Source organism: Sphingomonas phyllosphaerae, from assembly GCA_036946405.1.
Taxonomy (GTDB): domain Bacteria; phylum Pseudomonadota; class Alphaproteobacteria; order Sphingomonadales; family Sphingomonadaceae; genus Sphingomonas; species Sphingomonas phyllosphaerae_D.
The window spans coordinates 899127-911875 of record JAQIJC010000001.1 but is presented as its reverse complement, the minus strand read 5'-3'; the positions used below and the strand labels follow the sequence as shown (position 1 = coordinate 911875).

The 12749-nt window shown below is 67.9% G+C and carries 14 protein-coding genes; 5 read left to right on the top strand and 9 right to left on the bottom strand.

The features are described from left to right. Window positions 1-10: 10 nt before the first annotated feature. On the bottom strand, window positions 11-436 hold the full coding sequence (locus PGN12_04305) for an organic hydroperoxide resistance protein (protein MEH3103109.1): 426 nt from the start codon (window positions 434-436) through the stop codon (window positions 11-13). Between the two features lie 109 nt (window positions 437-545). On the opposite strand from PGN12_04305, the gene PGN12_04300 reads away from it, so the two are divergent. Both PGN12_04300 and PGN12_04295 read left to right on the top strand, forming a co-directional pair. Beyond that, on the top strand, window positions 546-986 hold the full coding sequence (locus PGN12_04300; protein MEH3103108.1) for a MarR family transcriptional regulator: 441 nt from the start codon (window positions 546-548) through the stop codon (window positions 984-986). A gap of 130 nt (window positions 987-1116) precedes the next feature. Next, the gene (locus tag PGN12_04295; protein ID MEH3103107.1) at window positions 1117-1434 is read left to right on the top strand and encodes a hypothetical protein; all 318 of its coding nucleotides are present in this window, start codon (window positions 1117-1119) and stop codon (window positions 1432-1434) included. Between the two features lie 168 nt (window positions 1435-1602). On the opposite strand, the gene PGN12_04290 is transcribed toward PGN12_04295, so the two are convergent. The 5 genes from PGN12_04290 to phaC all read right to left on the bottom strand — a co-directional run bounded on the left by PGN12_04290 (window position 1603) and on the right by phaC (window position 6422). Beyond that, entirely contained in the window at window positions 1603-2217 is a 615-nt protein-coding gene (locus PGN12_04290; GenBank protein MEH3103106.1) for a glutathione S-transferase family protein, read from the bottom strand. Then, window positions 2214-3101, bottom strand: a complete 888-nt coding sequence (locus PGN12_04285) for a dienelactone hydrolase family protein (protein MEH3103105.1) — start codon at window positions 3099-3101, stop codon at window positions 2214-2216. The genes PGN12_04290 and PGN12_04285 overlap by 4 nt, the downstream gene beginning before the upstream one ends. A gap of 298 nt (window positions 3102-3399) precedes the next feature. Next, complete coding sequence (gene clpS / locus PGN12_04280; GenBank protein MEH3103104.1) at window positions 3400-3732, bottom strand: ATP-dependent Clp protease adapter ClpS; 333 nt, start codon at window positions 3730-3732, stop codon at window positions 3400-3402. 128 nt (window positions 3733-3860) lie between these two features. Then, window positions 3861-4643, bottom strand: a complete 783-nt coding sequence (locus tag PGN12_04275; GenBank protein MEH3103103.1) for a phasin family protein — start codon at window positions 4641-4643, stop codon at window positions 3861-3863. 84 nt (window positions 4644-4727) lie between these two features. Further along, window positions 4728-6422, bottom strand: a complete 1695-nt coding sequence (gene phaC / locus PGN12_04270; GenBank protein MEH3103102.1) for a class I poly(R)-hydroxyalkanoic acid synthase — start codon at window positions 6420-6422, stop codon at window positions 4728-4730. A gap of 135 nt (window positions 6423-6557) precedes the next feature. Here phaC and PGN12_04265 point away from each other — a divergent pair, with 135 nt between their 5' ends. Next, complete coding sequence (locus PGN12_04265; protein MEH3103101.1) at window positions 6558-7766, top strand: LL-diaminopimelate aminotransferase; 1209 nt, start codon at window positions 6558-6560, stop codon at window positions 7764-7766. A gap of 195 nt (window positions 7767-7961) precedes the next feature. Here PGN12_04265 and rpoZ read toward each other — a convergent pair whose 3' ends face one another. Continuing rightward, the gene (rpoZ, locus tag PGN12_04260; GenBank protein MEH3103100.1) at window positions 7962-8306 is read right to left on the bottom strand and encodes a DNA-directed RNA polymerase subunit omega; all 345 of its coding nucleotides are present in this window, start codon (window positions 8304-8306) and stop codon (window positions 7962-7964) included. Between the two features lie 117 nt (window positions 8307-8423). Between rpoZ and PGN12_04255 the strand changes: the two genes are divergently transcribed. Beyond that, the gene (locus PGN12_04255) at window positions 8424-9584 is read left to right on the top strand and encodes a phosphatidylserine/phosphatidylglycerophosphate/cardiolipin synthase family protein (GenBank protein MEH3103099.1); all 1161 of its coding nucleotides are present in this window, start codon (window positions 8424-8426) and stop codon (window positions 9582-9584) included. A 111-nt stretch (window positions 9585-9695) separates the two neighbouring features. Here PGN12_04255 and PGN12_04250 read toward each other — a convergent pair whose 3' ends face one another. Then, the gene (locus PGN12_04250) at window positions 9696-11513 is read right to left on the bottom strand and encodes an ABC transporter ATP-binding protein/permease (protein ID MEH3103098.1); all 1818 of its coding nucleotides are present in this window, start codon (window positions 11511-11513) and stop codon (window positions 9696-9698) included. A gap of 115 nt (window positions 11514-11628) precedes the next feature. Here PGN12_04250 and PGN12_04245 point away from each other — a divergent pair, with 115 nt between their 5' ends. After that, a complete protein-coding gene (locus PGN12_04245; protein MEH3103097.1) occupies window positions 11629-11859 on the top strand; it encodes a hypothetical protein in 231 nt (76 codons plus the stop codon). A gap of 102 nt (window positions 11860-11961) precedes the next feature. Here the strand turns inward: PGN12_04245 and ubiG are convergent, their stop codons facing one another. Then, window positions 11962-12726 carry a bifunctional 2-polyprenyl-6-hydroxyphenol methylase/3-demethylubiquinol 3-O-methyltransferase UbiG gene (gene ubiG / locus PGN12_04240; GenBank protein MEH3103096.1) on the bottom strand — a complete coding sequence of 255 codons (765 nt, stop codon included), beginning with the start codon at window positions 12724-12726 and terminating at the stop codon, window positions 11962-11964. Window positions 12727-12749: the final 23 nt, after the last annotated feature.

Here is a 12749-nt window from a genome sequence, read left to right as displayed (position 1 = left end):
GTTCTCCGGATCAGGCGAGCGTCAGGCCGACATCGACATTGCCGCGCGTGGCGTTGGAATAGGGGCAGATCTGGTGCGCGGTATCGACCAGTTGCTGCGCCTGATCCCTGTCCACGCCGGGCAAGTCGACGACGAGGTCGGCGGTGATGCCGAACCCACCCGCCGAACGCGGGCCGATGCCGACGGTTGCGGTGACCTTGGTCTCGGCGGGTACCTTCACCTTGAGCTGCTGCCCGGCGACCTTCAGCGCGCCGAGGAAGCATGCCGAGTAGCCGGCGGCGAACAATTGCTCGGGGTTGCTCCCCTCGCCGCCCGCGCCGCCCAGCTCCTTCGGGGTCGACAGCGCGACCTCGAAGCGGCCGTCCTCGCTGCGCGCGCGGCCATCGCGGCCCCCAGTGGCGGAAGCGGTCGTGGCATATTTGACGTCGACGGACATGAACGCGATCCTTATTCCAGTAATCTGTATCGCGATATGTAAATGCGTGAGGCCGAGGTGTCCAGCGAAAAGATTATCGCGATAAGCAAAAAGCTGCTAAGCCCTTATCATGGCTGGTGCGCGCCCCCTCGATGAGCAGCTCTGCTTCTCGCTCTATTCCGCGAGCATGGCGGTTGGGCGCGCCTACAAGCCGCTGCTCGACGCGATCGGGATCACCTATCCGCAATATCTCGTGCTCCACGCGCTGTGGGAGCAGGACGCCCGCATGATCGGGGCGATCGCCGAGCGGCTCGCGCTCGAGTCGAGTACGGTGACGCCGCTGGTCAAGCGGCTGGAGGCGGCCGGGCATGTCAGCCGCCAGCGCAACCCGGACGACGAGCGACAGGTGCGCGTGTTGCTGACCGATAGCGGACGCGCGTTGCGCGAGCGCTGCGGGTGCCTTGCCGACGAACTGGTCGCGCGTAGCAGGCTGTCGATGGACCAGCTCGCGAGCCTCAACCGGCAGGTCGCGGCATTGCGCAGCGCGCTGGCGGGTGAGCCCCAAAGCTGAACGGACCCGCCGCGATCGCGACAAAGTGACACACTTTTGCGGGGTTGGCGGGACGGGCGTGCGACAGACGCTGCCTATCTCCGTTCCCGTACCGCCGCGGATTGCGGTGCCAGTGCAAAGGAGCGTTACAATGAACCGTCTTCACCTGCTGATCGCCGGGATCGGCCTCGCCGGCGTCACCGTTCCGGTCGCGGCCAGCGCCGCGCCGTGGCAGTCGATCAACGCGCGACAGGCGCGGCTCGATCAGCGGATCGATCAGGGCATCCGCAGCGGCACGCTCGATCGCCGCGAAGCGACCCGGCTCCGCCGCGACTCGCGCCAGCTCGTCCAGCTCGAGACGCGCTATCGCCGCAGCGGCGGGCTGTCGAACTGGGAGCGTCAGGACCTCAACCGCCGCTTCGACGCGCTGAGCGCGCGGGTCCGCTGGGACAAGCACGATCGCCGTTGAGGCGCATCGACAGTCACTGATTACCACTCTTCTTCTGTCATCCCGGACTTGATCCGGGACCCCGCTTCGTTGCGCTCTCGCCAGGAAGAAGCGCGGCCCCGGATCAAGTCCGGGGCGACGAAGGAAAAAGCCCACAACGACGGCGGGAACCTTCGATGCCGCTCCCGCCTACCGCTGAGCGGCCTCCGCGATCAGCGCGTCGTCGATCGCGGCGGCGCGCTGATAGGCCGGGCGCTGCTGGAGTCGGTCGAGGTAGCGCATGAACGTCTCGCGCTTCTCCAGCAGCCCGAATTGCGTGAACCAGCCAACCGCGCTGCCGACATAGACGTCGGCGGCGGTGAAGCGATCGCCGGTGATATAGCCGTGCGACGACACCGCATATTCGAGCGTGTCGACTGCCTGCGCAAAGCCGCCATAGCCGACCATCCCCCGCTTGGCCTCGGGCACCTCGACCCCCAGCACCTTGTCGACCATCGCCGCCTCCAGCGGGCCGGCGGTGAAGAACATCCAGCGCAGATAGGGCGCGCGCTCTTCCGCGCGCGGCGCGAGCCCGGCGGCGGGAAACGCCTCGGCGAGATAGGCGCAGATCGCCGCCGCCTCGCTGACCACCGCGCCGTCGTGAACGATCGTCGGCACCTTGCCGAGCGGATTGGCGTCGAGCAGCGCAGCCGGCTTTTGCGTCCAGTCGACCAGCATTGTGTCGTACGGCTCGCCGATCTCCTCGAGCATCCAGCGCACGATCCGGCCGCGTGACATCGGGTTGGTGTAGAAGGTCAGCGTCATGCACGCGCATCCAGATGGCGGTGAAAGAAGTCGATCGTCCGGCCCCAGGCGAGATCGGCGGCGGCCTTGTCGTAGCGCTCGGCGGAGGTGTCGTTGTTGAAGGCGTGGTCGACGCCGGGATAGTCGAACGCCTCGACCGGCTTGCCCGCGGCCTTGAGCGCGGCGACCCACGGCATGCCGGTCTGCGCGACCCGCGCGTCCTTGCCGGCGTAGTGGAGCATTAGCGGAACGTTGAGCTTGGGTGCCTCGGCCGGATCGGGTGCTGGGCCGTAATAGCTCACCGCGGCGGCGAGCCCCGGCCCGGCGGCGAGCGCGACGCGGTCGACGAGCGCCCCGCCCCAGCAGAAACCGACCGTGCCGACCCTGCCGGTGCCGTGCGACAATCTGGCGAGCCGGCCGACCGTCGCGACGGCTGAGGCGAGCACCGCGTCCATGTCGGCCTTGCCGATCAGGTCGCGCGCGGCATTCTCGTCGGCGGGGGTGCCGCCCTGTGCGGAGAGGAAGTCGGGCGCGACCGCGAAGAAGCCGGCGAGCGCGACGCGGCGCGCGACATCCTCGATATGCGGTTGCAGCCCACGATTTTCATGGATCACCATCACCGCGCCGACCGCGCGGCCGGGATTGCGCGGCGCGGCGAAATAGCCGGTCATCTGTGCGCCGCCGCCGATGCCGTAGCTGCCCTTGCGGGTGACGAGCCGCGCGTCGCCGGGATCGGTGAGCGCGGCGGCGGCGGGCGACGCGGCGATCCCGCCGATCAGCGCCTCGGCGGCCGCGACCGACCCGACCAGCGCGGTCATCTGACGCAGCAGCGTCCGGCGGTCGCGGTGTTCGTGGGTGAAGGCGTCGTACAGGCCGATCGCCCGGTCGCGCAGGCTGGGGTCCATGACAGTTTCCTCTCACGATTCGCTGGGGTTAGCGTGGGAGGGTAGCGGTAAGCGGTGGGGCGCGGAAGGTGGTGTGGGTGCAGCGGTGTGCTGTCGTTTGCCATCGCCACCGTCGCCCTGCGCAGGCAGGGCCTATGTCTGCCGGCGTCTTGATGGTGCTGGGCCGTCGTCGGCGCGGTCTGTGTGTCCGGCGTTCCGCCACCGGAGAGAGACATGGGCCCCTGCCTGCGCAGGGGCGACGGTGGATTTGGCTGACGGATCGCCTTGATCGTCCGCAAGTCAGGTAGTTAGCGTGTGATCACGCCTTCTCCAGCGTGCATTGCAGCGGGTGCTGGTTCTGGCGCGCGAAGTCCATGACCTGGCTGACCTTTGTCTCGGCGACCTCGTAGCTGAACACGCCACAGACGCCGACGCCCTTCTGGTGGACGTGGAGCATCACGCGCGTCGCCTCTTCCATGTTCATCCGGAAGAAGCGCTGAAGGCACAGGACGACGAATTCCATCGGCGTGTAATCGTCGTTGAGCATGAGGACGCGGTATGGCGTCGGCTTCTTGGTGCGGGCGCGGGTACGCGTGGCGATGCCGATCCCGGTGCCGTCACCGTCGGCATCGTCGCTCTGGCCCGCGGCCATCGGGACAATCTGCTGCTGCATGGACACGGGGCAGATATGGCACGCGCGGGCGCACAGGCAAGCCTGCAAACACGCAAAAAAGGCGGCCGCATCGCTGCGACCGCCTCCTTTCGCTTGCACGACCGCGATCAGGCGGCGGTGCGGAACTTGTCGGCGGCGACCGCCACGCGGTTCTGCAGCGGCTTGGCGACATCGCCGGCCAGCTTCAGCGTCGCTTCGGTCGAACGCGAGGCTTCCTTGACCAGCGCATCGAACGAGGTGCGGACGTAATCGGCCTGCAGTTGCAGCGCCTCGGTCGGCGACTTCACCGACGCGAGCGTCTGGACGAGCTGCGCGGTGCTCTCATAACGGGCGCGCGCGAACGCGGCGGCGTCCTGACCGAACGACTCGAACGCCTGCGCGGCGATGCGGCTCGATTCGACCAGCGCCTCGACATTGCCCTTGCCGAATTCGGCGAGATCCTCGGCGACCTTGCGGCTCTTGTCGAGCGCGACGCGCGCCTGCTCGCCGGCGTTGGCGAATGCCGCGCGGCCCTGCTCCTGCGCCTTGTCGGCGAAGGCCTTTGCCTGATCCTGCGCCTTGTCGGCGAACGTCGTGACGGTGTCGGTCATGGTCGTGTCCTTCACTTCCAATGGCGCTGCCGGAGCAGCCGCTTCGGGTTGGGTTGGGGTTGCGGGTTCTTCGAGCACCGGAGCCGGCGCGGCGGGCTCGGCGGCCGGCGTTTCCGCCGCCACCACCGGTGTCGGCTCCTCGGCGGGGGGCGCCGCGAGGATCGCGGGCACCTCCGGCTCGGCGGGAAGCGGCGGCAGCACGGGCTTGGCGGATAGCGGCGGCTTCGCAGCGACGCGCGGACGCCCCTTGGTCGCTCCGCCCGTCTTCCTGCCCTCAACCTTGCCGGTTTCGCCCACCATCGTGTCGCTCCGTTATTTGCTGCGGCGCACAATAGCGATGTGCGATGCGAGTCGCAAGCTTCTTGTGCGGTGCAGCATTGCCGCTCATCGTGCCCGGACGTAGCTGCCCGGCGCTTCCTCGATCGCGGGCAATTCGCCCTCGCCGGGCACCCGCGCACCATCCGCCGCTACCGTTGCTGGCGCACGGTCGCGCAGCCACGTCGCCCAGTCACCCCACCAGCTGCCCTTCACCTCGCGCGCGATCGCGACGAACTCGTCGAGCGTGGCAGCGGGCTGGTCGCTGATCCAATGCTGGTACTTGCCCGCAGCCGGCGGATTGACGACGCCCGCGATATGACCCGATCCGGCGAGCACGAAGCGCAACGGTCCGCGCAGATGCTCGGTCAGCTTCCAGACGCTTTCGGCCGGCGCGATATGATCCTCGCGCCCGGCCTGCACATAGGCGGGCGTCTCGACCTTCGTCAGATCGAGCGGCACGCCGCCGACGCTCATCGCGCCGGGCTGGACCAGCAGGTTGTCGCGGTAGAGGTCGGTCAGATAGGCGAGATGCCATTTGGCAGGCAGGTTAGTGACGTCGCCGTTCCAGTGCAGCAGGTCGAACGGCGCATAATCCTTGCCGAGCAGATAGTTGTTGGTGACGTAGTTCCAGATCAGGTCGCGCCCGCGCAGCAGGTTGAAGGTCGCGGCGAGATAGCGGCCGTCGAGGAAGCCCTGTGGGCTGAGCGTCGCGATCACCTTGAGCTGTTCGTCGTCGACGAAGTGGAGCAGTTCGCCCGCGCGGGAGAAATCGACCTGCGCGGTGAGGAAGGTCGCGCTCGCCACCTTGTCGGTCTGCTCCTGCGCCGCAAGCCACGCCAGCGTCGCGGCCAGCGTCGTCCCCGCGACGCAATAACCGACCGTATGCACCGTCGGCACGTCCAGCAGATCGCGGACGGTGTCGATCGCGTCGACCTGCGCGGCGACGTAATCGTCCCAGATCACCTCGGCCATCGAGGCATCCGCCGACTTCCACGACACCATGAACACGGTGATGCCCTGCGCCACCGCCCAGCGGATGAAGCTCTTCTCCGGCGTCAGGTCGAGGATGTAGAAGCGGTTGATCCACGGCGGGAAGATCAGCAGCGGCGTCGCCAGCACCGTGTCGGTGGTCGGGGCATATTGGATCAGTTCGTAGAGGTCGGTGCGCTTGACGACCTTGCCCGGCGTCGCGGCGAGATTGCGCCCGACCTCGAAGGCGGTGCCGTCGGTATGCGTCAGCTGCCCGCGTCCGATATCCGACAGCATGTTGGTGAGCCCGGTGAGCAGATTCTGCCCGCGCGTCTCGATCGTCTTCTCGATGACTTCCGGGTTGGTCACCGCGAAGTTCGACGGGCTCATCGCATCGACGAAGCCCGATGTGGCGAACTTCAGCTGCGCGCGCGTCCGCTCGTCGACCCCTTCCAGCGCATCGACCCCGCGCAGCATGTGATCGGCGATCAGCGCATAGCTCTGCCGCATCCAGTCGAACGCCGGGTTGCTGCGCCACGCCGGGTTGGCGAAGCGGCGGTCCTTCTCCTTCGGCCGCTCCGCCTCGGGCGCGGCGGGGGCGGTGAAGCGCTGCCACAGCGCGAGATAGTCGGTCCAAAAATCGCGCGTCTGCTCCGCGACGCTCTCGGGCGGCGCGAGCGGGACGCCGGCCTCCAGCATCAACTGCTGCGCGCGACCCATCAGCCATGTCCAGTGCTGAAGATCGGCGAGATCGGGCAGCGCGGCGTTCGATGGGGCGTTGGGCTCGGTCACGCGAAATCCTCTCTCTCGGCTGCCGTAACGTAACGACGTTGCAGCGCGAAGTCAGGTCCACGGCTTTTTGCTGCGCGGGGTGCCCGCCGCACGCGAATGGCTGTATAGCCGGCGGCGCAAAGGAGTATCAGCCCCGTGTCCGACGAATTCTACCGCATGAAGCGCCTGCCGCCCTATGTCATCGCCGAGGTCAATGCGATGCGGGCGCAGGCGCGTGCGGGTGGCGAGGACATCATCGATCTCGGCATGGGCAACCCCGATCTGCCACCGCCAGACCATGTCATCGCCAAGCTGATCGAGGTGGCGCAAAAGCCGTCGGCGCACGGCTACTCGCAGTCGCGCGGCATTCCCGGGCTGCGGCGTGCGCAGGCCAATTATTATGGCCGCCGCTTCGGTGTCGATATCGATCCCGAAACCGAGGTGGTCGTGACGATGGGGTCGAAGGAGGGGCTGGCGAGCCTCGCCACCGCGATCACCGCACCAGGCGACGTGGTGCTCGCGCCCAACCCGAGCTATCCGATCCACACCTTCGGCTTCATCATCGCCGGCGCGACGATCCGCGCGGTGCCGACCACGCCCGACGAACAATATTTCGAAAGCCTGCAGCGCGCGATGGAGTTCACGATCCCGCGCCCGAGCGTGTTGGTCGTCAATTATCCGTCGAACCCGACCGCCGAGACGGTCGACCTCGCCTTCTACGAGCGGCTGGTGGCGTGGGCGCGCGAGAACGAGGTGTGGATCCTGTCCGACCTCGCCTATTCGGAGCTGTATTTCGACGGCAAGCCGACCGTCTCGATCCTGCAGGTGCCGGGCGCGAAGGACGTCGCGATCGAATTCACCAGCCTGTCGAAGACCTATTCGATGGCCGGGTGGCGGATCGGCTTCGCGGTCGGCAACAAGAAGCTGATCGCGGCGATGACGCGCGTGAAATCGTACCTCGATTACGGCGCGTTCACGCCGGTGCAGGCGGCGGCGTGCGCGGCGCTCAACGGGCCGCAGGACATCGTCGAAAAGAACCGCCAGCTCTATCACAAGCGCCGCGACGTGCTGGTCGAAAGCTTCGGGCGCGCCGGGTGGGACATCCCCGCCCCGCCGGCGAGCATGTTCGCCTGGGCACCGCTGCCGCCGGCGTTGAAGCATCTGGGATCGCTCGAATTTTCGAAGCAGTTGCTGACCCACGCCAAGGTCGCGGTCGCGCCGGGGGTCGGATACGGCGAAAACGGCGAGGGCTTCGTGCGGATCGCGATGGTCGAGAACGAGCAGCGGCTGCGACAGGCGGCGCGCAACGTGAAGCGCTATCTCCAGAGCATGGGGGTGAATACGCCGGGGAAGGTCGCGGGGTGAGTTGAGGGGGCGACCTGCTCCCCGCCACGCCGTCGCCCCGGACTTGATCCGGGGCCCCGCTTCTTCGTGGCGCGCGAAACAAGAAGAAGCGAGATCCCGGATCAAGTCCGGGATGACGTAAGTAGTACGAACAAGAAAAAGGCCGGCCGCTCCACCGAGCGGCCAGCCTTTTTCATCCACACCGAAGCGACGGGATCAGCCGTCGTAATCGGCGCCGAGGTTCTGGTTGCGCGGCGGGGCGACCGCGGTGAGGCGCAGCGCCTCGGCCGACGCAGCGAGGCTGCCGATCGCGTCGGCCTCTTCCTCGTCGTCGATCTGGACGCGCTGGAGGCTCTGCACCACCGACTCATGCAGGTCCTTCGGCCGCACGGTTTCCTCGGCGATCTCGCGCAGCGCAACCACCGGGTTCTTGTCACGATCGCGATCGATCGTCAGTTCGGCTCCGCCCGACACCTGCCGCGCGCGCTGGGCGGCAAGCAGGACCAGATCGAAACGGTTCGGGATCTTGTCGACGCAATCCTCGACAGTGACGCGCGCCATCCGCGTATCCTCTAAACGGTAAACTCAGGGAAGCTGGAGCAGGTACGCGCCGGACCGTCATTCGTCAAGGAAAGGCTGCGCTTGCCCGGCGGCGGCGCAGACGCCATCTGCGGGGCCATGGAGGACGCCGCCCCGCAACCCGTGTTCACCGTCGACGGCAACCGGCTGACCTTGCTCGACACCGGGCCGCGGCGACTCGAGGCGGTGCTGGCGTTGATCGATGGCGCGCGACGCTCGCTGCGCATCCTTTATTACATCTATGCCGACGACACGACCGGGCGGCGCGTCAACGCCGCGCTGATCGCGGCGGCGCAGCGTGGGGTCGCGGTCAAGCTGATCGTCGACGGCTTCGGGAGCGAGGGCGACGACTTCTTCGATCCGCTGCGCGACGCGGGCGTGTCGGTGTGCCGCTTCTCGCCGCGCGTCGGGCGGCGCTACCTTCTGCGCAACCACCAGAAGCTGGCGCTCGCCGATGCCGAGGATGCGGCGAGGATCATCATCGGCGGCTTCAACATCGAGGACGATTATTTCGGCACGCCCAAGGAGCAGGCGTGGCGCGACCTCGGGTTGCTGGTCGAGGGACCGGCGGCGGCGCGGATGGCGGGCTATTTCGACGCGTTGGAGGAGGGCATCCACAGCGGCGGCAAGATCCGGCGGCTCAACAAGGCACTGGCGCAATGGAGCGAGCGCGAGGGGCGGTTGCGTTGGCTGATCGGCGGGCCGACGCGGCATCTCTCGCCCTGGGCGCGTGCGATCCGCGCCGACATGCGCCACGCCAGACGGATCGACATCATCGCGGGGTATTTCACCCCGAGCCCGACCGTGCTGCGGCGGCTCGATCGCGCAGGCAAGCGCGCGGCGACGGTGCGCGTCGTCACCGCCTCGCGTTCCGACAACAATGTCACGATCGCGGCGTCGCGGTTCACCTACGCCGGGTTGCTCCGCAAGGGCGTGCGGATCTGGGAATATGCCGCGACCAAGCTGCACACCAAGCTGTACGTGGTCGATGACGCGACGTGGATCGGCAGCGCGAATTTCGACATGCGCAGCCTGTTCATCAATCTCGAGCTGATGCTGCGGATCGAGGATGCGGCGTTCGCCGAACATGTCCGCGGCTATGTCGACGGCGAGATCGCGCAGTCGAACGAGGTGACGGTCGATGCCTATCGCAAGGCGACCGGCTGGTGGCAGCGGAGCAAGCAGTTCGTGGCGTATCTGCTGACCGCGGTCGCCGATCCGGCGATCTCGCGCGGGCTGAACTTCGGGATCGACGAATAGCGGCGTAATCCCTGCGCTTTCGTCGCCCCGGACTTGATCCGGGGCCCCGCTTCTTGGCAACGGCAGGGAAAGCGGGATCCCGGGTCAAGCCCGGGATGACGGCGGGGACCATCACTCCACCGCCAGCGCTTCCTCTTCCTGCTCCTGCGCCTGCCGCGCCCACATCTCCGCATAAAGCCCGCCCTGCGCCAGCAGCGCGGCGTGGGTGCCGCGCTCGACGACGCGGCCGGCCTCCAGCACGACGATCTGGTCGGCATGGACGATCGTCGAGAGCCGGTGCGCGATCACGATCGTGGTGCGGCCGCGCTCGATCGCCTCCAGCGTCTCCATGATCTCGGCTTCCGTGCGGCTGTCGAGCGCGCTGGTCGCCTCGTCGAGGATCAGGATCGGCGGGTCCTTGAGCAACGTCCGCGCGATCGCGACGCGCTGCTTCTCGCCCCCCGACAGCTTGAGCCCGCGCTCGCCGACGCGGGTGGCATAGCCGTCGGGTTGGCGCTCGATGAAGCCGGCGATCGCCGCGCCGCGTGCCGCCTGCTCGATCGCGGCCTGGTCGGCGTCGGCGCGACCATAAGCGATGTTGTAGCCGATCGTGTCGTTGAACAGCACCGTGTCCTGCGGAACGATCCCGATCGCGGCGCGCAACGACGGCTGCGTGACCTTCGCGATGTCCTGTCCGTCGATCGTGATCCGCCCGCCGCTGACATCGTAGAAGCGGTACATCAGCCGCGCGAGCGTCGACTTGCCCGCGCCCGACGGCCCGACGACCGCGCAGGTGGTGCCCGCCGGCACGTCGAGGTCGATGCCCTTGAGGATCGGCATCCCGGCGTCATAGCCGAACATGACGTTCTCGAACCGAACCGCGCCGCGCGACACCAGCAGCGCCGACGCGCCGGGCGCGTCGACCACCTCCGACGGCGTATCGATCAGGTCGAACATCGCGCCCATGTCGATCGCGCCCTGCCGGATCGTGCGATAGACCATCCCGAGCAGGTCGAGCGGCCGGAACAGCTGCGAGAGCAGGGTCGAGACCAGCACCACCTCGCCCGCGGTGAAGCGTCCCTGGCTCCAGCCATAGGCGACCCACGCCATCCCGCCGCCGAGCATCGCATTGGTGATCGCCGCCTGCCCGATGTTGAGCCACGCAAGGCTGTTCTCGCTGACCACCGCGGCATCGGCATAGGCGCGCATCGCGCGGTCGTAGCGCTGCGCCTCACGCTCCTCGGCGCCGAAATATTTGACGGTCTCGAAGTTGAGCAGCGAGTCGACCGCATGCGCGACCGCGCCGGTGTCTAGGTCGTTCATCCGCTCGCGCAGGGCCGAGCGCCAGTCGGTGACGATGCGCGTGAACCAGATGTACAGCGCGACCATCGCGACGGTGCCGGCGACCAGTTGCCAGCCGAATTTCACCCAGAAGATGCCGAGCACCAAGGTCAGTTCGAGCACGGTCGGCGCGATGTTGAACAGCAGGAAGTAGAGCATCGTGTCGATGCTCTTGGTGCCGCGCTCGACCACCTTGGTGACCGCGCCGGTGCGGCGTTCGAGGTGGAAACGCAGCGAGAGCTGGTGGAGGTGGCGGAAGACGCGCGCCGCCAGCCGGCGGGTCGCCTCCTGCCCCACCCGCTCGAACACGGTGTTGCGCAGATTGTCGAACAGCGTCGTGCCGAAGCGCGCCGCGGCATAGCCGACCACCAACAACACGACCAGCGACAGCGGCGTGGTCGGCACCGCCATGCCGTCGACCGCCCCCTGCAACGCGAACGGCGCGCCATAGACCTGCACCAGCTTCGACAGCACGACCAGCAGCATCGCGCCAACCACGCGCAGCTTCATCCCCGGCGCGTCGGCGGGCCAGAGGTCGGGCAGGAAGCGGCGGAGCGTCGGCAGCAGCGGGCGCTCGGCGGCGGAGGGGGTCGATCTGTCGGGTGGCATGGGTGACGGGGATGTCGTGCGCGGGGGGACGCGCGTCAACCGTCCCGCGGCGGGACCGGCCGCCGATCGGAACACGCCGGTGGCGCGATCGTTTTATCGGCGAAGGGAGGACGAGATGGAAGCAGCTTTCTTCGTCATGGCGATTATGGGGTGCGGCGACGCCGCCACCACCTGTGCCACCGCCCGCATCGAGCCGGCGCATTATGCGACCGTGCAGCAATGTCAGGCCGCGATGCCCGACGTGCTCGCGAGGAATAACGACCTCGATTTTCCGGTCGTCAGCGCGGCGTGCCAGCGGAACGGCACGCAGATGGTCGAGCGGGGTTCAGCGAAGGCGAACGGGTAACAGCGGTCGTCATCCCCGCGCCAGCGGGGATCCAGAACCTCTGACGTTTCGGCTGTCGCGAAGACCTGCGCGTCTGGGTATCCGCCTTCGCGGGAATGACGGTCAGGGTCGGGCTCGCACCGCGGTCACGAAATAATCCAGTGCCGTCGAGCCGCCCAGCGTGAATCCGTTCGTTCCGACCGACAGTCCGGTAACATCGATAACCTCGAAATCGGCGTCGGCGATCATCGCCGAGAGTTCGTCCGGGGTCAGGAACCTGTCCCAGTCGTGCGTCCCGCGTGGAATCTGGCCGAGCCGCTCGGCAGCCTCGACCAGCGCGAGGCGCGACCACCAGGTGCGGTTGGGCGTGCTCATCACCAGCAGCCCGCCCGGCGCGACCGCCGCCGCCAGTCCGGCGACGAAGGCGCGCGGGTCGGCGACATGCTCGACGACCTCGAGCGAGCAGACCAGATCGAACGTGTCGCCCGCCACCGCCTCGACCCCGCCCGCGCGATAGTCGATCGTCAGGCCCCGCCGCACCGCGTGTTCGCGCGCGACGGCGATGCTCTCCGCCGCCGCATCGACCGCGGTCACCGTGCCGCCCATCCGCGCCAGCGGCTCGGCGAGCAGCCCCGCCCCGCACCCCATGTCGAGCGCGGTCTTGCCCGCGAGCGGCGCGAAGGTGCGGTCGTCGAGATCCCAGTGCCGGTCGATCGCGCCGCGCAGATAGCGCAGCCGCACCGGGTTCAATCGGTGCAGCATCGCCGACGAACCCTTCGGGTCCCACCATTCGGCGGCCAGCTTGCCGAAATGCGCCGCCTCGCGATCCACCACCGAGGCGTGCGGAGCGGCGGGGATGGTTGCGGTTGTTACGCTTGCGTCGGTCATGCCCGCTTCCTATCAGGACGCCC

Excerpts from the sequence above, each read along its gene's own strand:
- clpS (MEH3103104.1), bottom strand. The coding sequence starts at position 3,732 with ATGGCCGCGGGCCAGAGCGACGATGCCGACGGTGACGGCACCGGGATC.
- PGN12_04295 (MEH3103107.1), top strand. The coding sequence starts at position 1,117 with ATGAACCGTCTTCACCTGCTGATCGCCGGGATCGGCCTCGCCGGCGTC.
- rpoZ (MEH3103100.1), bottom strand. The coding sequence starts at position 8,306 with ATGGCGCGCGTCACTGTCGAGGATTGCGTCGACAAGATCCCGAACCGT.
- PGN12_04275 (MEH3103103.1), bottom strand. The coding sequence starts at position 4,643 with ATGGTGGGCGAAACCGGCAAGGTTGAGGGCAGGAAGACGGGCGGAGCG.
- ubiG (MEH3103096.1), bottom strand. The coding sequence starts at position 12,726 with ATGACCGACGCAAGCGTAACAACCGCAACCATCCCCGCCGCTCCGCAC.
- PGN12_04300 (MEH3103108.1), top strand. The coding sequence starts at position 546 with ATGGCTGGTGCGCGCCCCCTCGATGAGCAGCTCTGCTTCTCGCTCTAT.
- PGN12_04250 (MEH3103098.1), bottom strand. The coding sequence starts at position 11,513 with ATGCCACCCGACAGATCGACCCCCTCCGCCGCCGAGCGCCCGCTGCTG.
- PGN12_04255 (MEH3103099.1), top strand. The coding sequence starts at position 8,424 with ATGGAGGACGCCGCCCCGCAACCCGTGTTCACCGTCGACGGCAACCGG.
- PGN12_04285 (MEH3103105.1), bottom strand. The coding sequence starts at position 3,101 with ATGGACCCCAGCCTGCGCGACCGGGCGATCGGCCTGTACGACGCCTTC.
- PGN12_04290 (MEH3103106.1), bottom strand. The coding sequence starts at position 2,217 with ATGACGCTGACCTTCTACACCAACCCGATGTCACGCGGCCGGATCGTG.
- PGN12_04305 (MEH3103109.1), bottom strand. The coding sequence starts at position 436 with ATGTCCGTCGACGTCAAATATGCCACGACCGCTTCCGCCACTGGGGGC.
- PGN12_04245 (MEH3103097.1), top strand. The coding sequence starts at position 11,629 with ATGGAAGCAGCTTTCTTCGTCATGGCGATTATGGGGTGCGGCGACGCC.